We start from the raw sequence: 21,492 nt of genomic DNA on the forward strand, positions 1-21,492 counted from the left end.
GATGACCAGACGAGCCTTCGACATAGCGCTGACGGTCACCCCGCCCGGCTATACCGATGTGTTGCGACACCCTATGCGTATGTCCTGAAACACCACACCGTCATCGGCTCCACCGAATCCAGGCCGGAGACCTCTCTCGCAGGTACCCCTCAGCTTCGGCTGCGCTTCGGTTCGCCGCGCTCGAGATGACGCCGCGACACTGCCGTTCGATCCTCAGCACAGTGGGCAGCTCGGCCTTGATACCGGCGTCAATTACGCCGGTATCCGTCGCCGAACGCTCTAGCCTCTTGTCCTAGGTGGTCGAACCCCCCAGGACCGGTGGTGCCCGGATGACGGCCGTGACGGCATGTCCTACGTGTGGCGGCGGAACCGTGCCGAATGCCCGGTTCTGTTATCGATGTGGGTCGCCACTGGTCGGTTCGACCACCCGTGCGGAGTACAAGCAGGTCACCGCGCTGTTCGCGGACGTCGTGGGTTCGATGGACATCGCGGCCGCGGTGGGTGCCGAGCGCCTGCGCGAGATCATGGCCGAACTGGTCAGCCGCGGCGCGGCCGTGGTGCGGCGCTACGGCGGCACGATGGAGAAGTTCACCGGGGACGGACTGATGGCGCTGTTCGGGGCGCCCGCAGCTCTGGAGGATCACGCGTACCGGGCGTGCCTGGCCGCGCTGGCCATCCAGGAGGAGACGCACCGGTTGGCCGGCACGGTCGCCCGCCGTGACGGTGTCGCGCTGCGGCTGCGGGTGGGCCTGAATTCGGGCCAGGTCGTCGCCGGTGACATCGGTTCGGGTGTCTCGGGCTACGCCGCGATCGGCGAGCAGGTGGGGTTGGCGCAACGCATGGAATCGGTGGCCCCGCCGGGCGGCGTCATGCTCAGCGCGTCCACCGCTCACCTGGTCGAGCATGCCGCGGCGCTCGGAGACGTCGAGCTGGTCTCGATCAAGGGCAGGGACGCGCCGGTGTCGGCGCGCCGGCTTCTGGCGATCCGGCCGCGAACGTCGCGGATCGGGCGCACCGAGGCGAGCCTGGTCGGCCGGCGCTGGGAGATGGCCGCCCTGGAAGCCCTGGTGGACCGCACGGTCAGCGGGAGCGGTGTCGTCGTGAATCTGGTGGGACCGGCCGGTATCGGTAAGTCTCGGGTGGCTCGAGAGGCGGCGGCGCTGGCGGCGGCTCGTGGTGCCGACGTGTATTGGACGCACTGCGAATCTCACGCTCGTGACATCGCTTTCGACGTGGTGACGAGGCTGCTGCGGACGGCCAGCGGCATCGCCGACCTGGACGACGACGCGGCCCGTAGTCATGCCCATGCACAAGTCCCGGATGCCGACCCGCAGGATCTCCTCCTGCTCGATGATCTGCTCGGCATCGGCGACCGGGATGTGCCACTGCCCCGCATTGATCCGGATGCGCGCCGGCGGCGGTTGACCGCGCTGTTGGATTCCGTGACGCTGGCTCGCACCGAACCGGCGCTCTACGTCATCGAGGACGCGCACTGGATCGACGACGTCAGTGAGTCGCTGGTGACCGACCTGCTCGCGGTGATTCCCCAAACGCCCTCGATGGTGCTGATCACCTACCGTCCCGTATACGACGGAGCGCTGACGCGCGTGCCCGGAGCTCAGACCATTGCGCTTGCCCCCCTGAGTGATTCAGACACCGCGGCGCTGATCGGCGAGCTGCTGGGGCCGGATCCGTCGGTCACGGCGCTGGCGACGATCATCGGCGAACGGGCCGCCGGGATTCCCTTCTTCGCCGAGGAGATGGTGCGTGAGTTGGCTCAGCGGGGCGCGCTGAAAGGTGACCGCGGTCGCTATGTCTGTGAAGAGGACGCCGCCGAGATCACGGTGCCGGCCACCGTGCAGGCGGCGATCGAAGCACGCATCGACCGGCTGAGTGAAACGGCGAAGCAGACGTTGAATGCGGCGTCGGTGATCGGCGTCCGCTTCGAGGCGGAGCTGCTGGCCGCATTGGGCATCGATGAGGTGCTCAGCGAACTGCTGGGTGCTGAGCTGATCGAGCAGGTGCAATCCACCCCGAGTCCGGAATACGCCTTTTGCCACCCGCTGATTCGCACGGTGGCCTACGAATCACAGCTCAAAGTCGATCGCGCCGAGCTCCACGGTCGCGTCGCGGCCGCCATCGAATCCGTCGCCGCGGAGGCGGCTGATGAGAATGCCGCGTTGATCGCCCAACATGCAGAGGCGGCCGGTGATCTGCACGCCGCATACGGCTGGCACATGCGCGCCGCGATGTGGGCGACCTACCGGGACATTGCCGCGGCGCGTCACAGCTGGGAGCGCGCTCGAACAATTGCCGACGCAATGCCTGCCGACGATCCCGACCGGGCTGCGATGCGCATTGCGCCACGAACCATGTTGTGCGGTATCGCCTGGCGAGTGCAGGAGACCGTGCTCGGCGACCGCTTCGAGGAGCTGCGGGAGTTGTGCGCCGCGGCCGGGGACCAGGCGTCACTGGCCATCGGGATGGCCGGACTGGTGTTGGAGCGCGCGTTCCGGGGTCGGATCCGCGAGGCGTCGCAGCTGGCATCGGAAGCCTGGGCACTCGTCGAGTCGATCGGCGATCCGACATTGACGGTCGGGCTCTCTTTTCCTGTCATCTACGCCAAGGGTCAAAGTGGCGAGTGGGGTGACCTGCTGCGGTTGTCGCAACGGACCATCGACCTCGCGGAGGGCGATCCGTCGAAGGGGGACTTCATGTTCGGGTCTCCCCTGGCGCTCGCCTTCACGACACGGGCTATCGCCCGGTGGTGCCTGGGTCGTTCCGGATGGCGCGAAGACCTTCGCCACGGCGTGGCCATGGCGCGCAGCGCCGACCCGTTGTCGTACGCCACGGTCATCACCTATGCGTATTGGCCGGGAACATCGTTCGGTGTGCTGGCCCCCTCCGATCAGGCTCTACACGAGATCAAGGATGCGCTCCGGATCGCCGAGCAGTCCGGTGACGACATGGCGGTGGTCTGGGCCCGATCGGCGCTGGGCCTCGCGCTGGTGCACCGCCAGACGGATGCGGAGCGTTGCCGCGGCGAGACGTTGCTCGCCGAGGTCGGCGACACGTTCCAGCGCCGGGGGCATTCCCTGTCGGAGTTACCGCTCGTCCATGTGTACCTGGCACGGGAGCGGGCGCGTCGTGGACACCACGATGAGGCGACACCGCTCATGCTCGCCGCCGTCGACCACCCGGCTCGCGAGGGCCAACTCCTGGCGTGGGGTTACGCCATTCCCGCGACGGGGGTTCTGGTGGAAACCCTGCTCGAGAGCGGGGCCTCGGCCGACGTGGCCGAAGCCGAGGCCACGATCGAACGGCTGGCCGCCGCGGCTGCCGATGACGGACTGGTTGTTCGCGATGTCTGGCTGCTCCGACTGCGGGCATTGTCGGCCCGTGCCAAGGGCGACGAAGCCTCCTACCGCGACTATCGAGATCGCTACCGCGCCATGGCGGAATCACTCGGCTTCGAAGGACACATCGCCTGGGCCGAGGCGATGACCTGACGACGGCTCCTTCAGGGGGCCGGCACCACCTGATTCTTCGAGAGCACCGTGAGGCCGTCCTGGACGATGAAGCCACGAGCCTCGTCGGCCGCAGGATCGACGCCGATCTCGGCGCCGGGTGGCACCACGACGTTCTTGTCGAGGATCGCGTTGCGGACGACCGCCCCCGCGCCGATCTCGACGCCGTTGAGGAGCACCGAGTCGGAGACCTCCGCACCCGAACCGACCCGACACGACGGGGAGAGAACGGACTTGCTCACTGTGCCGCCGGTGATCACCACGCCCGGTGACAGGATCGAGTTGTGGGTCATCGTCGGCGCGCCGATTTCGCCCTCGACCAGCTTGGCCGGCGGCAGGGCTCCGTAGCTGGTGAAGATCGGCCACGCGGAGTTGTACAGGTTGAACTCGGGCAGCGGCGCCACGAGATCCATGTGCGCGTCGAAATAGGACTTCATCGTCCCGACGTCCCGCCAGTAGTCTCGGTCACGCTCGTAAGACCCCGGCACATCATTGTTCTTGAAGTCGTAGACGGCCGACTCCGAACGGTCGACGAACCACGGCACGATGTCCCCACCCATGTCGTGCTTGGACGCGTCGGCGGTCGCATCACGGGTGACGGCGTCGCGCAGCGCGTCGGCACTGAAGACATAGTTGCCCATCGAGGCCAGTACTTCGTGGGGTGCGTCGGGGAGCCCCACCGGATCGGTCGGCTTCTCCAGGAAGGCCCTGATGTTCTGCGGAGACGTGGGGTCGACGTCGATGACACCGAATTGGTCAGCCAGTTCGATTCGCTGCCGGATGGCGGCCACCGTGCAACCGGCTCCGCTCTCGATGTGCTGCTGCACCATCTGAGCGAAGTCCATCCGATACACGTGATCGGCGCCCACGACGACCACGATGTCCGGATCCTCATCGTTGAGCAGATTCAGCGACTGGTAGATCGCGTCCGCGCTGCCGAGATACCACCGCTTGCCGACCCGTTGCTGGGCCGGCACCGGCGTGACGTAGTTGCCCAGCAGAGTCGACATCCGCCACGTCGTGGTGACATGGCGGTCCAGGCTGTGGCTCTTGTACTGCGTCAGCACAACCACTTTGAGGTAGCCGGAGTTGACGACGTTACTCAGGGCGAAATCGATGAGGCGGTAGATACCACCGAAAGGCACAGCCGGCTTCGCCCGGTCGGCGGTCAACGGCATGAGACGTTTTCCCTCGCCTCCCGCCAGGACGATCGCGATGACTTTCTTGCGGCCCGGGGAAACAGTCATCGCCCCAATCTAGTGTGACGCGGGCCACAAGGCCGCACATTGGCGACAAGCCCGCCCGCTCAGCGGGCGACCGGCCAGCTCCACACCGACAGGTCGCCGCGCGGATAGGTCATGCAGACATCCGTGGCATGCGCCACCACGCCCTTGTTGTTGAAGAAGACCTTCGCCCAATTGCCCCACCGGGTCGCCACCTGCTCGTAGTACACGTTGGTGGCGGTGTCCTCGGAGTACTGGCGACGCGCCGCGGCGTCCAGCGAGTAGAACCAGTGGATGCGGTCCACCGCCATCTGCTGGACGTCGGGCGGGCGGTTGCTCTTGTCCAGCATGTACCGCTCGAAGTAGACCGGGCTGGTGTCCCGCACCGCCGCCAGGTACTGCTCGGCGTCGCAGGACGTCTCGATCTGCCTGCGCGGGATCGGGTAGTCATCGGTCGAGTCCGCGCCAGCCGGTGGCGCTCCCAGCAGGCCCGCCACCAACGCCGCCAGCCCAATAGTCAGCATCCGTCTCACACAGTCACCTCCTCGGCGACCCGCGGCCATGGTTTCGGTTTGGGTCGCGGCCGCACGTGGGTCGGCCACCAGAACCACCGGCCCATCAGCGCCGCGATGGACGGTGTCATCAACGAGCGCACGATCAGCGTGTCGAAGAGCAGCCCCAGGCCGATGGTGGTGCCCACCTGCCCGATGGTGATCATGTCGCTGACGATCATGCCGATCATCGTGAAAGCGAACACGAATCCTGCTGCGGTGACGACGGATCCGGTGCCGGCCATCGACCGGATGATCCCGGTCTTGATCCCGGCGTGGATCTCCTCCTTCATACGCGACACCAGCAGCAGGTTGTAGTCGGCGCCCACGGCGAGCAGCACGATGACCGACATGGGCAGCACCATCCAGCTCAGCGGGATGCCGATGATGTGCTGCCACACCAGGACCGACAATCCGAACGATGTCCCGAGGCTGAGCACCACCGTGCCGACGATGACGGCCGCCGCCGCCACAGCCCGGGTCAGGATCACCATGATCAGGAAGATCAGGATCAACGACGCCACGGCCGCGATGAGCAGGTCGTAGTCCGCGCCCTGCTGCATGTCCTTGTACATCGCGGCGCTGCCGCCGACATAGATCGTCGATCCCTCGAGTGGGGTGCCCTTGATCGCGTCCGCGGCGGCGATGCGCATCGGGTCGATGCGCTCGGTGCCGTCCTCGGTCAGCGGGTCACCCTGGTGGAAGACGGTGAAGCGCACCGCCTTCCCGTCCGGCGACATCATGAGCTTCATGCCGCGCTGGAAGTCGGCCGTCTGGAACGCTTCCGGCGGCAGATAGAACGTGTCGTCGTTGCGGGCGGTGTCGTACGCCTCCCCCATCGCCGTAGTGTCCTCCTGCATGGCGATGTTCTGATCCTGCTGCATCTTCTGCGCCTGATACTGATTCAGCATCATCTGCTTCTGGTTCTTCATGGTCTGGATCATCGCCGGCATCAGCGCTGCCATCTGCGGCGTCAACTGCGCCATCCGTTCGATGTCGGGCACCAGTTCGGTGAAGTCGTCGGACATCGTGCTGATGCCGTCGAGGCTGTCGAAGATCGACCGCAACGCCCAGCACATCGGGATGTCGAAGCAGTGCGGTTCCCAGTAGAAGTAGTTGCGCAGCGGCCGGAACTGATCGTCGAAATCGGCCAGATGGTCCCGCACTTCGACCAGATTGGCCGACGTGTCGTTCATCTTGTCGGCCATGCGACGGGTGACATCGGCCAGTTCCAGCGTGATGCCCTGCATCTTCTCCATCGAGTCGATGGTCACCTGCATGTCGTTGGCCTGCTTGAGCGTGTTGTCCAGCACGGTCTGCTGGAAGTCGTTGTTCATGATCTGCCCGTTGCCGCTCTGGCTCACCGTGTAGGCCAGCGATGCATGCTTGATCGGTTTGCCGTCGGGACGAGTGATCGTGGTGACCGACGCGATGCCGTGCACCCGCACCAGCGCCTTGGCGATCTTCTCGATCACCAGGAAGTCGGCGGGATTGCGCATGTCATGGTCGGATTCGACCATCAGCAGGTCGGGGTTCATCTTGGCGTCGGAGAAGTGCCGGTCCGCCGCGGCGTATCCGATGTTGGCGGGGACGTCGCCGGGCAGGTAGATCCGATCGTTGTATGTCGTGTGATAACCGGGCAGGGTCAGCAGACCGACGAGGCACAGCACCGTCGCCATGACGAGGATCGCCCCCGGCCACCGCACGGTGGCCGATCCCAGCCGGCGCCAACCGCGGGCACGGCCTTTGCCCTTGGGCTCCAGCACCTTTCCGAATCGGGTCACAATCGACACCAGCGCGGGGCCGAGCGTCAGCGCCGCCGCCACGACGATGGTCATGCCGACCGCCAGCGGGATGCCCATGCTCTGGAAGTACGGAAGCCGGGTGAAGTGCAGGCACAGCGTGGCGCCCGCGATGGTCATGCCCGAGGCCAGCACGACGTGGGCCGTGCCGTGAAACATGTCGTAGTACGCGGACTCTCGGTCCATTCCCGACCGTCGCGCTTCCTGATAGCGGCCGATCAGGAAGATCGCGTAGTCGGTGGCGGCGGCGATCGCCAAGGTCACCACCATGCTCGTCGCGAAGGTGGTGAGACCGAAGACCTGGTAGAAGCCGAGGAAGGACACGATGCCGCGCGCCGACAGCAGTCCGACGAAAACCATCGACATCACCACGAGCATCGTGGTGACCGACCGATAGACGATCAGCAGCATCACGATGATGATCCCGATCGTCACGAACTCGATGGTCTTCATGCTGGCGTCGCCGACGATGTTCTGGTCGGTGGTCAGCGCCGCGGGCCCGGTGACATAAGCCTTGACGCCCGGCGGCGCCGCCTTGCTGTCGACGATGTCACGCACCGTCTCCACCGATTCGTTGGCCAGCGCCTCACCCTGGTCACCGGCGATGTAGACCTGCACGTAGGCGGCCTTGCCGTCGATGCTCTGGGCGCCGGCCGCCGTCAGCGTGTCACCCCAGAAGTCCTGCACGTGCTGAACGTGTGTGGTGTCGGCATTGAGGTCGCGGACGATCTCGTCGTAGTAGGTGTGCGCTTCCGGCCCCAGGGGTTGGTCGCCTTCGACGACGATCATCACTGAACTGCTGGTGTCGTACTCCTGGAACTTCGCGCCCACGTGCTTGGTCGCGATCAACGCGGGCGCGTCGTTGGGGCTCATCGAGACGGCGCGTAGCTTCCCGACTTCTTCGAGTTGCGGCACAACCGTATTCAGCAGCGCCACGATCGCGATCCACACCAGCACGATCGGGACGGCGAACATCCGGATGAAGCGGGGGAGCTTCGGGCGGGCCGTGGCGGCGTGCCGCGCGGCCGGTATCGCGTCGGTCGGCGCGTCGTCGGCGTTGTCGCCGGGCCGGCCCTTGAGGAACGTGATCATGCTGCCTTCACCAGGCAGTAGGTGGCGGCGTTCACGCCCTGTGCCGTCCTCTCGTCTTTGACCTCGTCGTCGACGGTGACGCGGCACGTGATGGATTGGCCGTCGCCCTGGGCCATGATGTTCGGCATCACCGACGGCAGCGTCGTCTGCAGGGTCAGTGACCAGGGCAGACTCACCTCGCCGGTGCGCTGCGGCTTGCCGTCGAGGTCGGCGTAGTTGATGCTCGCCGACGATCCCGTTCCGAAGATCTCGTAGGTGACGACCTTGGGGTTGAAGTTCTCCGCGGTGTCGGCGTCGACCGGCGTCACGATGGCCTTGTCGGAGCCGAAAACCGAGCGCAGGTTCGCGACCGCCAGCCCGCCGACCGCGATGGCGACGATGACCAGCACGGGTAGCCAGACCCGCTTGACGATCGTGATCATCGCGGCCGTCGCGTTCGAGTGCTGCTGTTGCACAACGGTTTCGCACCTGGCTGAGCGCGCGCGACAACTACAGGCAAGGTCGTGCCTTTCGGTGAGGGACGCCGCGAGCCACCAGCCGGCGTGTGATCTTGTAGGAACTTAAGCCGACAAGTGGATAGAGTCAATCCGGTTGTTGCGTTTTTGTAAGGCGCGTCACTACATTGGGCTCATGGTGATGTGGCGCGCTGCGACCAAACGGAGCGGGTGCCTGCGCGTCGTAGACTCTGCGTCATGAACGCTGGGGATCCGCAGGCAGCGAGCCTGCGCAAGGATGCCGAGCGCAACCGGCGCCGCATCATCGAGGCCGCGCGCGAGCTCTGCGCCACGCGTGGGCTGGAGGCGACGCTGAACGAGGTCGCTCACCACGCGAAGCTGGGGGTGGGCACCGTGTACCGGCGGTTCCCGACCAAGGAGGCGCTCTTCGAGGCGATCTTCCTCGACGGCATCGACCAACTGGTCGCCCTCGCCGAGACCGCGCTGGAAGCCGAGGACTCCTGGGAANTTCGTGTGGTCGATGTGTGAGTTGACCGCGACCGACCGTGGCCTGCGCGAGGTCGCGTTCAGCAAGGCCTACTGCGGGGGCAGGGTGGACGCGGGCCGCACCCTGCTCGATCCCGTCATCTCGAAACTCGTGAAGCGGGCCAAGCGCGACGGCTACCTGCGGCCCGAGGTGTCATCGACAGACATGCCGCTGCTCGGCCTGATGGCGGGCACGGTCGGCGAGTACTCCGACGGAGTGTCGAAGGAGCTGTGGCGCCGCTACGTCGGCCTTCTCCTGCAGGGCATGCGGTGCCAGCCGGGTCTGGAGCGGTTGCCGGTCGACGCGCTGACGCACGACGAGCTGCAGGATGCGATGAGCACCTGGCAGGTCACACCGGATTGACCACCCAGGCGCCTGTGCGCATGACCCCGGTGACCGACAGGTCATCGTCGAGCACCACCAGGTCGGCGGCCGAGCCGACGGTCATTGCGGCACTGGGCAACCCGAGGGCGCGGGCGGGGATGACCGACGCCTGGGCCACCGCGGCCTGCAACGCCGCGTCCCGCGGCATCCCGCTGTGCGTGACGGCGAACCGCAGCACCCGGTCCATCGTCGCGGTGCTACCGGCGATGGTGTCGGTGCCCGCCACCCGGGCCACCCCGGCGGCGACGTCCACCGCCAACGGACCGAGCAGGTACCGGCCGTCGGACATCCCGGTCGCGGCCATGGCGTCGGTGATCAATGAGATCCGCTCAGGGCCAACGGCTTTGCTGACGAACCGGTAGATCGCAGGATCGAGGTGCACCCCGTCGGTGATGAGTTCGACCGTGACGCGGGGGTCTTCCATCAGCGCCACGATGGGTCCGGGCTCCCGCCGGTCGATCGGTCGCATCGCGTTGAACAGGTGCGTGCCGACCGTCGCCCCCGCGTCGATGGCCGCACGGACCTGGTCATAGGTGGCCTCGGTGTGACCGACCGCCACCACCACGCCCGCCGCGGTGAGCTGCTCGATCGCGGCGACGGCTCCGGCGCGCTCGGGTGCGATGGTGACCATGCGGATCGCGCCATCGCCCGCGCGCAGCACCGCATCGATCTCGGCAGGCTCCGGGTCTCGCATCAGGGCGGGCTGATGGGCGCCGCAGCGCAGAGGTGACAGCCACGGACCCTCGAGATGAATTCCGTCGATCACACCGGCGCGCACGTCGCGCGCCAGCGCTGCGACCTGCCGACGCAGGTCGGCGGGACCGGCGGTGACGAGTGAGGCGATCAGGGTGGTGGAGCCGTGCCTGCGGTGTAACTCCGCCGCGGTGGCCGTCTCCTCGGGTTCGGCAGCCGAGAAGTTGGCGCCCCCACCGCCGTGCAGATGGGTGTCGACGAATCCCGGAACCACCGTCGCGGCGAGATCCATATCGGGTGGCGCGGGCGGGGCGCCCGCGCCGACCCGGCGGATCACGCCGTCGGCGATCTCCAGCCAGCCCGGGCGCAGCAGGTCCCGCCCGGTCAGCACCGTGTCGGCGCGCAGCAGCACGTCAGATGCCCTGCCAGTCCGGTTTGCAGCGGTAGGTCTCGCGGTAGTAGTCGACGAGTTGGAGCCGGCGGGCGGCGGCAGCGTCGAGCAGCACGGTGACGTGCGGGTGATGCTGCAGCACGGTCGCCGGCCACATGGCGCTCACCGCGCCCTCGACGAGATGGTGCACCGCCTCGGCCTTGCCGCGGCCGGTCGCGACCAGGACGATGTGCCGCGCCTCCAGGATGGTGCCCAACCCCTGGGTCAGGCAGTGCGTCGGCACCGCATCGACGTCGTCGCCGAAGAACCGGGCGTTGTCGATGCGCGTCTGCCGGGTGAGGGTCTTGATGCGGGTCCGCGAGGCCAGCGACGACCCGGGCTCGTTGAACGCGATGTGCCCGTCGGTTCCGATGCCGAGGATCTGGAGGTCCACCCCGCCCGCGCCGCGGATCTCCGCCTCGTAGGCCGCGCACGAGGCGGGGATGTCGGCGGCCAGACCGTCAGGGCCCTGCACCGCCCCGTCGGGAAAGTCGACACGAGACACGAACACCTGGTCGATGACGTTGCGGTAGCGCTCCGGGTGATCGGCGGGCAGTCCGACGTACTCGTCGAGGGTGAAGCCGCGGGCCTGGCGGAAGGACAACTCCCCCGCGTCGTATCGCGCCGCCAGTTCGTCGTAGATGGTCAACGGGGACGAACCGGTGGCCAGCCCGAGCACCGCGTCCGGTGTACGTTTCAGCAACGCCGCCACCGCGTCGGCGCCGACTCTGCCGATCTCCGCGCGGTCTTCGAGGATGACGACTTCCATCAGGTGGCCGCGATGAAGAGTCCGTCGCCGTGGGCGATCACCGCGCCCTCGAGCACGGCCTCGGCCGGCGTGATGGCCTCGGCGTCGCGCTGGTCCATCACCACAACGGGGACAATGGGATTCAGGCCCTTGGCCTCGATGGCGGGGACGTCGTAGGTGATCACCTTCTGGCCCGCGGCGACGTCGTCGCCCTGGCTGACGTGGGTGGTGAACCCCTCGCCGTCGAGGGCGACGGTGTCGAGGCCGAGATGAACCAGCACCCCGACGTTGTCGGGCGTCATGATCACATAGGCGTGCGGCATCAGCTTGAGGACCTTGCCGGCTACCGGCGCCACCGCGTCGATGACTTCCCGCGGCGGATCCACCGCCGCGCCATACCCCACCATGCCCGCGGAGAACACCGGGTCGGGGACATCGGACAGCGGGACCGCGCGGCCGGCGACCGGGGCGAGGACGGACGTATTGCTCATTGGCGCTACTCCTTTTGGCCGATCGGATGAAAGCCGATCCCACCCAGAATAGGCTTGCTCCACTTGCGCAAGGGCACGAAACGGGCGAGAGAGAAGGCTGACCTGTGACCAGTGATTCTGCGAAACCACAAGAAGCGCAGAGCAAGTCGGGCCTGCGGATACCGGGGTTCGCCCAGCTGCAGCGGCTGGGCAAGAGCCTCATGCTGCCGATCGCGGTGCTGCCTGCTGCCGGCATCCTGCTGCGATTGGGGCAGCCGGACCTGCTGGGCCGGATCGAGGTGCCGGTCATCGGCGCGTTCTTCAAGGCGATGAGCGCCGCCGGAGACGCGCTGTTCACGAATCTGCCGCTGCTCTTCGCCGTCGGCGTCGCCATCGGTTTCGCCAGGAAGGCCGACGGATCGACCGCGCTGTCGGCGGTGGTCGGCTATCTGGTGGTCCAGGCGGTGTTCAAGACGATGTCGCCGATCGTGCTGGCCGGTCAGGTCGACAAGGCGGGCGAGCAGGCGCAGATCAACTACAGCGTCTTCGCCGGCATCCTCGTCGGCTTGCTCACAGCGTGGCTGTTCGACCGCTACCACGACATCGTGTTGCCGTCCTATCTCGGATTCTTCGGTGGCCGACGGTTCGTCCCGATCATCGTCTCGCTGGCGAGTCTGTTCCTCGCGTTCGCGATGAGCTACTTCTATCCCATCTTCGACGCCGGGCTGACCGGCCTCGGTGAGTTCATCGGCGCGTCGGGGGCAATCGGGGCGTTCATCTACGGATTCGCCAACCGCATGCTGATTCCGCTGGGCCTGCACCACATTCCGAACTCCTACATCTGGTTCCTCTACGGCGACTACCAGACGCCCTCGGGCGAGACGGTCACCGGCGAACTCACCCGGTTCGCCGCCGGCGACCCGACCGGCGGTCATCTGACCGCCGGCTTCTATCCGATCCTGATGTTCGGCCTGCCCGCCGCCGCCCTGGCGATGATCCACGCGGCGAACAAGAAGCAGCGCAAGGTCGCGGTCGGCATCCTGTCGGCCGCGGCGCTGACTGCGTTCCTGACCGGCATCACCGAACCGCTGGAGTTCGCGTTCATGTTCGTCGCGTTCCCGCTGTACGTCATCCACGCGGTGCTGACCGGACTGTCCCTGGCGATCGCCTACCTGCTCGACATCCATCTGGGCTTCTCGTTCTCCGCCGGCCTGATCGACCTGCTTCTCTACGGGACGGCTCCGGCCGCGAAGAACATCCCGCTGCTGATCGGGATGGGCGTGGTGTTCTTCGTCGTGTACTACCTGCTGTTCCGGTTCGCGATCACGAAATTCAACATGCGCACCCCCGGACGCGAACCGGAGGACGAGTTCGAGGCCGAGGAGCAGGCCAACCTGGAGGCGGGCGCGTCAGGAGCGACGACGACGGCGGTCGCCGCGCCGGCTCAGACGAAGGCCGAGCAACTCATCGCCGCGTTCGGCGGCCGCGACAATCTGGTGAACGTCGATGCCTGCATCACCCGGCTGCGCATGGAGGTCGCCGACAAGTCCAAGGTGGATCAGGCTCAGCTCAAGGCACTCGGTGCCGCCGGTGTCCTCGAGGTGGGCAACAGCGTCCAGGCGGTGTTCGGCACGCAGTCCGAGGCGCTGAAGAACGACATCCGGGACGTGCTGTAACCGGAGCGGTCAGCCGACCTTCTGGAGCTGGAACGGGCTCTGGGTGACGATGCCGCCCGCGCATCCGTAGTTCGAGTCCGACGACACCACGCCGCTCAGCGTCACCGGATCGACCGACATCGACACCACGGCCGGTTCGTAATGTCCGTCGTCGCAGGTGAGTCCGCCCGGCTTCGTCACCGTGAACACCCACCGGCCGTCGGTGAACGTCGTGGGAGTGCTCCAGCCCTGGTTGCTGCTGACGGTCCCGGCGCATCCCGTGGGGTCGCAACTCGTCGTGATGGTCAGCACGTTGTACGGATCGCCGTCGGCGGATCCGTAGGTGCCGTTGAGCAGTGGCGGATCGGCGGCCGCGGCGCCGGCGAGGGCGACGGCCGCGATCACCGGCGCAGTGACGGCGGCGAGAGCGCGAAGGACCTTTGCCATAGTGATTCGCAGGGTACGGCCTCGTCAGCCCGGATCGTCGCAGGCAGACGGTCTGATCCTCGGTCGTGTCCGTCGTGTCGCCGAACCGAGATCTGGGACGCAGGGTCGGCCGCGCGTGATCGACGATGGGTAGCGTCGAATCGTGACAGAAACTCCCGCCGATGTGGTCGAGCCCGTAGGACCCGAACATCGACCCCGGCGCCGATTCCGCGTCGTGGCCACCATGTTCGGCATCGCCCTGCTGCTGTTCGGCGTCCCGTGGTGGACGCTGTTCGCGTCGGGTGCCGCCTGGCCTGCGCCCGTCTTCGTGATCGGGACAGTGGTGTTCGTCGCGCTCTTCGCCGTGCTGCCGCTGTTGATGATGGCAGGCCACGGCGCCAGACATCGGGACCGAGCCGCCCTCGCGGGCGATGCGCTGCTCGGTGCGGGGTGGGTGCTGTTCGTCTGGTCGGTGTTCGGACAGGTGCTGCTGTTCTTGCTCTTCGTGGCCGGAATCGAGAACCCCCACCGCGGTCGGGTGGTGGCGGGCGCGGTCGTGGTCTCAGTTGCGGTCCTTCTCGCGTGGGGATACGCCGAAGCGATGCGCGTTCCCCGGGTCAGGAGGCTCGACGTCGTCATCGACCCGCTCGGTGCGGCGTTGGACGGGCTGCGCGTCGCGGTGATCACCGACACCCATTTCGGGCCGATCAACCGCGTCCGCTGGTCGGCAGACGTGGTGGCGAGAGTCAACGAGCTCGACGCCGACATCGTCTGTCATGTCGGGGACATCGCCGACGGCACGGTCGAGGTACGCCGCGAACAGTCGGATCCCCTGGCGTCGGTGCAGGCGTCGTCGGCTCGTGTGTACGTCACCGGCAACCACGAGTACTTCAGCGAGGCACAGGGCTGGCTGGACTACATGGAAGGCATCGGCTGGACCGCACTGCACAACCGGCACGTCGTCGTGCAACGCGGCGATGACCGGCTCGTCGTCGCCGGTGTGGACGACGCGACGGCGGAGGCGTCAGGTCTGCGCGGTCACGGTGCGAATCTCGAAGCGGCGCTGGCGGGAGCCGAGAGCACGCTTCCCATTCTCCTTCTCGCGCATCAACCCAAACAGGTGATCCATGCCGTGCGCGCGGGCGTCGATCTGCAGATCTCCGGACACACCCACGGAGGTCAGATCTGGCCGTTCCATGCCCTGGTCCGACTCGAGCAGCCGGTCGTGAGCGGTCTGAGTCGTCACGGTGAGCGCACCGCGCTGTACACCAGTCGCGGGACCGGGTTCTGGGGTCCTCCCTTCCGGGTCTTCGCACCGAGCGAGATCACCCTTCTGACGCTGCGCTGCCCGTGATTCCGTTCAGGCCGCCGCTGCGAAGAGCTCCAGCTGGATGTTGTCGGGGTCCCGGAACACGAGGGTGGCGAACGCGACCGGCTCATCGCCGGTCCTGACACCGGAGTGCGGGATGTCCAGTGCGTCAAGCCAACTGGCCCACGCGTCCAATTCCTCGCGGGACGACACCCCGAACCCGATGTGGTCCAGCCCGGTCTGCGCCTCGTCGAAGAGGTCACCGCCGTTGCCGGTGTTCTTGTGGAGCCCGATCGCCAGCCCCGAGCGCGGTTCGATGAGCAGCACGGCGTAACCGGTGTCCTCGCACCCGTAATGCGGAAACGTCATCGGTAATCGTTGCGCGTGGAACACCCGCTCGTACCAGCTGATGCTGGCATCGATATCGCGCACGGTGAAGGAGATGTGGTGGATCCCCGCGATCGCGGGGGCGCTGTGGTCGGCCATGGAAACCGTCTTACGCCATCACTGGGCGTCGGCGGGGCAAGACGACGGGATGACGTACCCGCGAGCGGTTCCCAATGGGCCCCGAGGTGAAGGTGCAGTAGCGCACTACTGCACCTTTCACAGCGGCCACTGATCATGATGAGGCGCGTACAGAGAACCATCCGCGAAATCGCTGACGAGGACGCCATGAGAGCTGGTCTGTTGATTGGGCGAGTCGGTGGGCTTGCCGTCGCGTTGGGAATCGGTGCTGCCGTGGCAGTCGCCGCTCCAGCTGCCTGGGCCGATCAGACTGGCGGCGGGACATCTGATTCCTCGCCATCAGCTTCGACCCAGAAGTCCGAGTCGCGGCCGCCCCGGAATCCCGGTCGTCATGCGCGCCTGGGCGCGGCACGAAATCGGACTGCGGACCGACACGGCACACGCTCGAATGACACTGCGTCGATCGAACATCCTGCGTCGTCGATGCCTGTGAGGATCGGTGTTGTACCGCGGGCAGGTAGGCGGTCAGCGTCGGGAAACGTTGATCCCGGTAACCCGGTCGGAACACCGGCCCCATGGGTCGTCGCCGCGGTCGCACGCCGCGAATTCGGCGATACCGCCGATGCGGCCGTCTTGAGCAACGCGGCAGCGGGGAATCAGCCACCGGTCATCGCCACCGTGACGATCGGTCGACCGAGCCCCTTCTCCGGGCGTGTGACCGGCAGGGTCAGCGCCTCGGATCCGGAGCACGACGAGCTGAGCTTCAGCGTCCCGACGGTCAGTACCAAAGGCGCCGCAGTCACGATCAACTCGAGTACCGGTGCCTTCACCTACACGCCGAGCGCGACTGTGCGCCACGCCGCCGCGGTACCAGGAGCAGCCAACGACTCGATGACCGTCACCGTCTTGGACGGCGTGGGCGGCACCGCAGCCACGACGGTCACCGTGCCCGTCCTGCCAACGAACACCCGCCCGAGGGTGGCGTGGACGCCGAAGGTCGGCTCCCCCGACCCCGCCACCGGCGCGGTCACCGGCACTCTGAACGCGCGCGACGCCGATCGCGACCTGCTGGCTTTCATCGCCGCGCCCACCAAAGGCAGCATCGTGTTCGGCTCGGGAGGCGCCTTCACCTACATACCGACCGCGGCCGCACGCCGGGCCGCCGCAAGTCCGGGTGCGTCTGCAGCGGTCAAATCGGACACGTTCGCGGTGGTCGTGAGCGATGGCCACGGCGGCACCTTGACCAGGACATTAAAGGTGGCGATCGCGCCGACGGCTGTAACAGGTGCGGTGACCGTGCTGGGAAGTGTCGCGGTCGATGGTGACGATCCACCCGCGTCGCCAGTGCTGAGCGCGAACGGTGCTCGGGGCGTGCTCGTCAGCCCGCTGACCGACCCCCGAACGCTCGCCGCCGTCACGCATGTCGTTGTCTTCGATCCCGCGACGGGCACGCAGGCCGGCGCCACCCTGACGCTCGCCGGCGCTGGCCGATCGCCCGTCTTCAGTGCGGATGGCACTCGTGTACTCATTACCACCAGGGATCTCAACACCACGACCGGGATGTACACCGTCCGAGAGACCGTTGTCGACGCAGTGACGGGCGCACAGATCGGCACCACAGTCGATCTTCCCGGCGCTCCGATGAGCTCCGTGGTCCTGGATCCCAACGGTGCAACGGTGGTCCCCGAGCCCGCTGCGGCTTCAACCTCGCTGATCGTGAACCCCGACGGTACCCGCGCCGTTACAGTCACTCAGGACTACAGCGACCTCTACGACACCAGCACCTACACCAGCCGCATCGCCGTCATGGACACCGCCACGGGAAAGCAGGTCGGTACCTCGGTATCCCTCACCGGAGCCGGTGATGCGCCGGTGTTCAGCAACGACGGGAAGTACATCCTCTTCACCGCCTCGGTTTCCGACTGGGGTCAAGGCTACGGCTATGTCAACACCTCCCAGCTGGCGTTGATCGACAGCACCACAGGTCTGCTGATCGGTGACGTCGTGAACGCCAATGGCGCGGTGGGCGCGCAGTTCAGCGACGACAGCACGCACGTCTTGATCACCACGTACGACCGGCATGCGGAGTCAACGGTCGTTTCGACGATGTCGACCGCCACCGGTGCGGCAACCGGTACACCGATCTCGTTCAGCGGTCGACCGCTGAGTACCTTGTCGGGAGGTAACTCGGTCATCAGGACACTCAATACCGACGGAAGTCGTGTCCTCATCGGTATCAGTCAATACTCTCCGACAACCATGGCGGCGACCATTCGGTTACTCGTGGGCAATACCACGACGGGAACGACCACAGGTACCACCGTCACCCTGCCCGGGAGTGACAATCCCTATGGCGCAACGCTTTTCAGCACTGACGGGAAACGAGTACTGATCACCGTCAATGCTTACGACTCATTCGGCCACACCGCAAACAGTCGGGTGCTCGTATTGGATACCGAAACAGGCACGCAGATCGGCACCACACTGGCCCTTCGTGGTTTCGCGTCGACGCGGTTCAGTTCTGACGGGCGACACATATTCATCACGACAAACGATGACAACACGCACATCACTCAGGCGGCGGTCTACGACATGGTCACGGGAACGCAAACCGGGTCCACCCTGACCTTCGGTGGGTACCTCAGCACGACGGTTGCGGTCGGCCCGGACGGTCGCAACGCCATGCTGGTCATCGGTGCGTCGAGTGAGCCGAAGACCAACGTCGTGTTGATCGACACCGTCACCGGCGAACAGAGCGGCTCTGCAGCCAGCCTCATCGGCAGCCCAGCCGGCTACCCTGGACCCATCATCAACGGTGATCGCGCCATGGTGACCACCACCGTCGCGACCTCTTTCACAACCAGTACGAGTCGGGTATCGGTGCTCCAGATCGGCTGACCGGTTGGATGGTCCTCCGAGATACGGCATTGCCGTCACAGGCGGGCGCGGGCGGCGTCCATCAACGCCTGCGCGGCGGCCTTCAGCGATAGGTCCGCGCGCAGCACCCCGAAGTTCTGTTCACCGTCGGTGGGATCCGTTCCCCCGTCGACGAGTTCGTAGTACATCAGCGGTCCGGCCCAGTTCCACTGCGCGACCTGTTGCTGGGCTTGCAGCAGGATCGTTGCCTGGTCCTGCTCGGACACGGCGTTCACACTGGTCCCCGTCGGTGCACCGAACTCGGTGATCCAGATCTTCTTGGCGCCGTCGCCGTGGTTGGTCATCACCGTCTGCAGTGCTGGTAGGTCGACGAATCCCCCGACCTGCCGTTGCGCCGGATCCATCGGCAGGTTCGGATAGCTGTACGGGTGAGCGGCGATCCCGTCGGCGAGTTGGGCCGTGCCGTTGGCATAGAGCTGTTCCAGATAGACCGCGGGAGGCACTTCGGCGGCCGACCCGTCGTACTGCGGGCTGAGACCGCCGATCAAAAGCGTTGCCCGGGAATCGACTCCGCGTATCGCGGTCGCGACCGCGCGGAACAGCTGACCGTACTCGTCGGCATCGGGTCGTGTCGGCCAGAACTTCGCGGTGTTCGGTTCATTCCACACCTCCCAGCAATGCAGGCCCAGCGGCGCATAGCGCCGCGCGGCGAGGCTGGCGAAGTTCGCGAGATCGGACAGATTCGTGGGCCTGGCATGCGTCGGATCCGGAAGCAGTCGCGACGCCGTCGATCGCGCCCACTCCGGCGTGTACGCGATGGTCACGAGCACACTCATCTGATGCGCCACCGCCTCGTTGACGAGCAGGTCCGTCGGTGCCCAGTTCAGGCTGCGCCGCTTCGGTTGCACTGCCGACCAATCGATGTCGATGCGCACCCACGTGACACCCATGTCCGACATCAAGTCGAATTCCTTCTTGACGGCCGCCGCATCGGCCCCTCGCAGATGCAGTGTCATACCGATACCCGAGACCGCATCGTCGTTGGTGAGGATGACGTCGGTCTGGCCGAGGAGTTGACCCGCGGTGCGCACGATCAAAGCCCCGACGGCGCTGGTCAATTGGACGCGGAAGGCCTCGTCCGGCTCGTAGGCGGTGTCACCGAGGATGGTCACCGGAATCGTGGCGGACGTCTGGCCGGGCGTGAACACCAACGAACCAGTCGCCGCATTGAAATCTTCGCCCGCCGTTGCCTTGTAGCCGCTTCCGGGATAGACGGACACCGTGTACTGGACGGTCACCGTGGTCTTCGCCGCACCCGACAGCCGCACCGTCAACAGCTCGACCCGTGATCCGCTGTCCCCTTCGGCAAGGTAGGCGACGCTCTGCGGGAATCCGACGGTGATCGTGGTGGAGCCGCTTGTTCTGGCGGCGGAGAGTTTCAGGCTGAAGGTCTCGACGCTACTGCGCAACGACTGGAGCCGTTCTTCGCGGCGCGCGGCCAGGGCGGCGCCCCACATCAACGGCACCACGGCAGGAGAGACCGGATCACCTGGGGCGGACAGCCGCCTGTTCGCGCCCAGCCACGTCGCGAGCCACGTGCGCACCGGTGTCGCCCGTGCAGGCGCCGCGGGACGCGACGCCGGAGCATCCACGGTCACTGTGTCGGCACGTGTGGGAAGCGGCTGGGATGTACCGGACTCGTCCGTCCTCGAGCGAGGGGTGTCGTCGGCGGCGGGCGCCGGCTCGGTCACCGATGCATCCCGCGGGTCCGGCTCGGCGGCCTGCTCGATGGCCCGACTGCGGGAACGCCCGTCCCTCACAGCCGCGTGCGATCGATGTCTGCCGGAGCGTTCCGCAGTGGCAGGACTGACGGTGTCGTCGTCGCCGGGATCGACGACATGGCTCGCCGGCGCATCCGGCTCGGCGGGCGCGTCCTCGTCGGCCTCGTCGGAGTCTTGTGTCGCATCGTCTGCCGACGCCCCGCCACTCGGACCGGACTGCGGCTCCGCTTCTTGGTGCGTCTGTCCTGGGTCGGCCGAATCCGTCGACGACGACGGATTCGACACCGCGGAGTGGTGCGAGTCATCTGAGCCCGCGGGATCAGCGACAGCCACCGCGGGCAGGGACGCGACAGCCGCACCGATACCCAGCGCGACAGCAAGCGCTCCCACGCGTCCGATCGGTCCGCCGCCGACAGACAGTCGCCGAGCCGTTGTCACGATCACCCCCCGGGCGCGCGCAACCGCGGTCCCAGCGACCTGCCTGGACGCTTGCCGACGCGCTCTCGGGAGCTTAGCTCCCCCGAGCCCTACATGCGGCAAAACCAGGGCAATCACCGTGGCTAGAATGGCAATCGCGTTTGCCTACCGTCGCCGCAGCACCGCCGACAGGTGGTGCTGCAGCGGCTGCCCGACGGCGGCCATCCGCAGGCTGTACGTGAGGGTGTCCGCGCGGACCTCGATCGACCGGCATACGGCCATCACCTCTTTGGCCGATTCGGCGCGGCCGATCTCGCTCGACACCAGATCCATCCGCAACCCCTCGCCGTCCGCCGTCAGCCGCCCCTCCTGGATCTCGGTGATGCCCGTGGGATGGGCGAGGATCCACTCGACCCGGTCCGGCGCCGGGGCGCGCAGATATCCCGTCTCAGCGTGCAGCGGCCGACCGTCGGCCGTGGCGCGGGTGCGTTGTACGTAGGTCAAGAACGGCTTGCCCACGTGGTCGAAGGTGACCTCTTCGACGTAGCTGAACGGCTCGATCGTCGGATACTCCCCCGTTCCGTCGCCGGCCCACGTTCCGAGCAGAGGCGCCAGCACGGCGATGCCAGGATGCAGCTCAGCAGCGGAAACAGCCATCGGA

General features: G+C 66.7%; 16 protein-coding genes and 1 pseudogene. 6 read left to right on the forward strand and 11 right to left on the reverse strand.

Going from position 1 to position 21,492, the window contains the following annotated elements; genetic code table 11:
- Window positions 1-329: 329 nt before the first annotated feature.
- A complete protein-coding gene (locus MCHLDSM_RS34585; protein WP_048474290.1) occupies window positions 330-3,509 on the forward strand; it encodes an adenylate/guanylate cyclase domain-containing protein in 3,180 nt (1,059 codons plus the stop codon).
- Window positions 3,510-3,520: 11 nt separating this feature from the next.
- Here the strand turns inward: MCHLDSM_RS34585 and glgC are convergent, their stop codons facing one another.
- The 4 genes from glgC to MCHLDSM_RS34605 are packed head-to-tail and all read right to left on the reverse strand — an operon-like array spanning window position 3,521 to window position 8,617.
- On the reverse strand, window positions 3,521-4,774 hold the full coding sequence (gene glgC / locus MCHLDSM_RS34590) for a glucose-1-phosphate adenylyltransferase (RefSeq protein WP_048474291.1): 1,254 nt from the start codon (window positions 4,772-4,774) through the stop codon (window positions 3,521-3,523).
- Window positions 4,775-4,833: 59 nt separating this feature from the next.
- A complete protein-coding gene (locus MCHLDSM_RS34595) occupies window positions 4,834-5,274 on the reverse strand; it encodes a DUF5078 domain-containing protein (protein WP_048474292.1) in 441 nt (146 codons plus the stop codon).
- Window positions 5,275-5,279: 5 nt separating this feature from the next.
- Window positions 5,280-8,195 carry an MMPL/RND family transporter gene (locus MCHLDSM_RS34600; protein ID WP_048474293.1) on the reverse strand — a complete coding sequence of 972 codons (2,916 nt, stop codon included), beginning with the start codon at window positions 8,193-8,195 and terminating at the stop codon, window positions 5,280-5,282.
- On the reverse strand, window positions 8,192-8,617 hold the full coding sequence (locus MCHLDSM_RS34605; protein WP_048474325.1) for an MmpS family transport accessory protein: 426 nt from the start codon (window positions 8,615-8,617) through the stop codon (window positions 8,192-8,194). Before MCHLDSM_RS34605 ends, MCHLDSM_RS34600 begins: the two co-directional genes overlap by 4 nt.
- A 270-nt stretch (window positions 8,618-8,887) precedes the next feature.
- Between MCHLDSM_RS34605 and MCHLDSM_RS40020 the strand changes: the two genes are divergently transcribed.
- Window positions 8,888-9,157, forward strand: a 270-nt coding sequence (locus tag MCHLDSM_RS40020; protein ID WP_234714295.1) for a TetR/AcrR family transcriptional regulator, incomplete at its 3' end; no start/stop codon positions are given.
- 1 nt (window position 9,158) lies between these two features.
- Window positions 9,159-9,539 (forward strand): annotated as a pseudogene (locus tag MCHLDSM_RS40025) (TetR/AcrR family transcriptional regulator); the annotation flags it as partial.
- On the opposite strand, the gene nagA reads toward MCHLDSM_RS40025, so the two are convergent.
- Genes nagA through MCHLDSM_RS34625 form a run of 3 tightly spaced genes read right to left on the reverse strand, consistent with a single transcriptional unit; the run spans window position 9,526 to window position 11,922 of the window.
- On the reverse strand, window positions 9,526-10,665 hold the full coding sequence (gene nagA / locus MCHLDSM_RS34615) for an N-acetylglucosamine-6-phosphate deacetylase (protein WP_048474294.1): 1,140 nt from the start codon (window positions 10,663-10,665) through the stop codon (window positions 9,526-9,528). The pseudogene MCHLDSM_RS40025 and the gene nagA overlap by 14 nt on opposite strands.
- A gap of 1 nt (window position 10,666) precedes the next feature.
- Window positions 10,667-11,452, reverse strand: a complete 786-nt coding sequence (gene nagB, locus MCHLDSM_RS34620) for a glucosamine-6-phosphate deaminase (RefSeq protein ID WP_048474295.1) — start codon at window positions 11,450-11,452, stop codon at window positions 10,667-10,669.
- A complete protein-coding gene (locus tag MCHLDSM_RS34625) occupies window positions 11,452-11,922 on the reverse strand; it encodes a PTS sugar transporter subunit IIA (protein ID WP_048474296.1) in 471 nt (156 codons plus the stop codon). The genes nagB and MCHLDSM_RS34625 overlap by 1 nt, the downstream gene beginning before the upstream one ends.
- Window positions 11,923-12,026: 104 nt before the next feature.
- Here MCHLDSM_RS34625 and MCHLDSM_RS34630 point away from each other — a divergent pair, with 104 nt between their 5' ends.
- Window positions 12,027-13,577 carry a PTS transporter subunit EIIC gene (locus tag MCHLDSM_RS34630; RefSeq protein WP_048474297.1) on the forward strand — a complete coding sequence of 517 codons (1,551 nt, stop codon included), beginning with the start codon at window positions 12,027-12,029 and terminating at the stop codon, window positions 13,575-13,577.
- A 9-nt stretch (window positions 13,578-13,586) separates the two neighbouring features.
- Here the strand turns inward: MCHLDSM_RS34630 and MCHLDSM_RS34635 are convergent, their stop codons facing one another.
- Window positions 13,587-14,003 carry a hypothetical protein gene (locus tag MCHLDSM_RS34635; RefSeq protein WP_048474298.1) on the reverse strand — a complete coding sequence of 139 codons (417 nt, stop codon included), beginning with the start codon at window positions 14,001-14,003 and terminating at the stop codon, window positions 13,587-13,589.
- 142 nt (window positions 14,004-14,145) lie between these two features.
- On the opposite strand from MCHLDSM_RS34635, the gene MCHLDSM_RS34640 reads away from it, so the two are divergent.
- On the forward strand, window positions 14,146-15,336 hold the full coding sequence (locus MCHLDSM_RS34640) for a metallophosphoesterase (protein WP_048474299.1): 1,191 nt from the start codon (window positions 14,146-14,148) through the stop codon (window positions 15,334-15,336).
- Between the two features lie 6 nt (window positions 15,337-15,342).
- On the opposite strand, the gene MCHLDSM_RS34645 is transcribed toward MCHLDSM_RS34640, so the two are convergent.
- Window positions 15,343-15,777, reverse strand: coding sequence for a VOC family protein (locus MCHLDSM_RS34645; RefSeq protein WP_048474300.1), 435 nt, complete (start codon window positions 15,775-15,777; stop codon window positions 15,343-15,345).
- Window positions 15,778-16,389: 612 nt separating this feature from the next.
- Between MCHLDSM_RS34645 and MCHLDSM_RS34650 the strand changes: the two genes are divergently transcribed.
- Window positions 16,390-18,654 (forward strand): WD40 repeat domain-containing protein, encoded by a 2,265-nt coding sequence (locus tag MCHLDSM_RS34650; protein WP_109789024.1) that lies wholly within the window; start codon window positions 16,390-16,392, stop codon window positions 18,652-18,654.
- A 35-nt stretch (window positions 18,655-18,689) separates the two neighbouring features.
- Here the strand turns inward: MCHLDSM_RS34650 and MCHLDSM_RS36875 are convergent, their stop codons facing one another.
- Together MCHLDSM_RS36875 and MCHLDSM_RS34660 are read right to left on the reverse strand one after the other, a co-directional pair.
- On the reverse strand, window positions 18,690-20,804 hold the full coding sequence (locus MCHLDSM_RS36875; RefSeq protein ID WP_053083179.1) for a Calx-beta domain-containing protein: 2,115 nt from the start codon (window positions 20,802-20,804) through the stop codon (window positions 18,690-18,692).
- Window positions 20,805-20,996: 192 nt separating this feature from the next.
- Complete coding sequence (locus MCHLDSM_RS34660) at window positions 20,997-21,488, reverse strand: peroxynitrite isomerase (protein ID WP_048474302.1); 492 nt, start codon at window positions 21,486-21,488, stop codon at window positions 20,997-20,999.
- Window positions 21,489-21,492: the final 4 nt, after the last annotated feature.

It is taken from the genome of Mycolicibacterium chlorophenolicum, from assembly GCF_001044235.1.
In the GTDB taxonomy this organism is placed as follows: domain Bacteria; phylum Actinomycetota; class Actinomycetes; order Mycobacteriales; family Mycobacteriaceae; genus Mycobacterium; species Mycobacterium chlorophenolicum.

Bases quoted from the DNA above. Each gene is read 5' to 3' on its own strand.
- MCHLDSM_RS34635 (WP_048474298.1), bottom strand. From the start codon at position 14,003: ATGGCAAAGGTCCTTCGCGCTCTCGCCGCCGTCACTGCGCCGGTGATC.
- MCHLDSM_RS34595 (WP_048474292.1), bottom strand. From the start codon at position 5,274: ATGCTGACTATTGGGCTGGCGGCGTTGGTGGCGGGCCTGCTGGGAGCG.
- glgC (WP_048474291.1), bottom strand. From the start codon at position 4,774: ATGACTGTTTCCCCGGGCCGCAAGAAAGTCATCGCGATCGTCCTGGCG.
- MCHLDSM_RS34625 (WP_048474296.1), bottom strand. From the start codon at position 11,922: ATGAGCAATACGTCCGTCCTCGCCCCGGTCGCCGGCCGCGCGGTCCCG.
- MCHLDSM_RS34645 (WP_048474300.1), bottom strand. From the start codon at position 15,777: ATGGCCGACCACAGCGCCCCCGCGATCGCGGGGATCCACCACATCTCC.
- MCHLDSM_RS34600 (WP_048474293.1), bottom strand. From the start codon at position 8,195: ATGATCACGTTCCTCAAGGGCCGGCCCGGCGACAACGCCGACGACGCG.
- MCHLDSM_RS34660 (WP_048474302.1), bottom strand. From the start codon at position 21,488: ATGGCTGTTTCCGCTGCTGAGCTGCATCCTGGCATCGCCGTGCTGGCG.
- MCHLDSM_RS34585 (WP_048474290.1), top strand. From the start codon at position 330: ATGACGGCCGTGACGGCATGTCCTACGTGTGGCGGCGGAACCGTGCCG.
- MCHLDSM_RS34605 (WP_048474325.1), bottom strand. From the start codon at position 8,617: ATGATCACGATCGTCAAGCGGGTCTGGCTACCCGTGCTGGTCATCGTC.
- nagB (WP_048474295.1), bottom strand. From the start codon at position 11,452: ATGGAAGTCGTCATCCTCGAAGACCGCGCGGAGATCGGCAGAGTCGGC.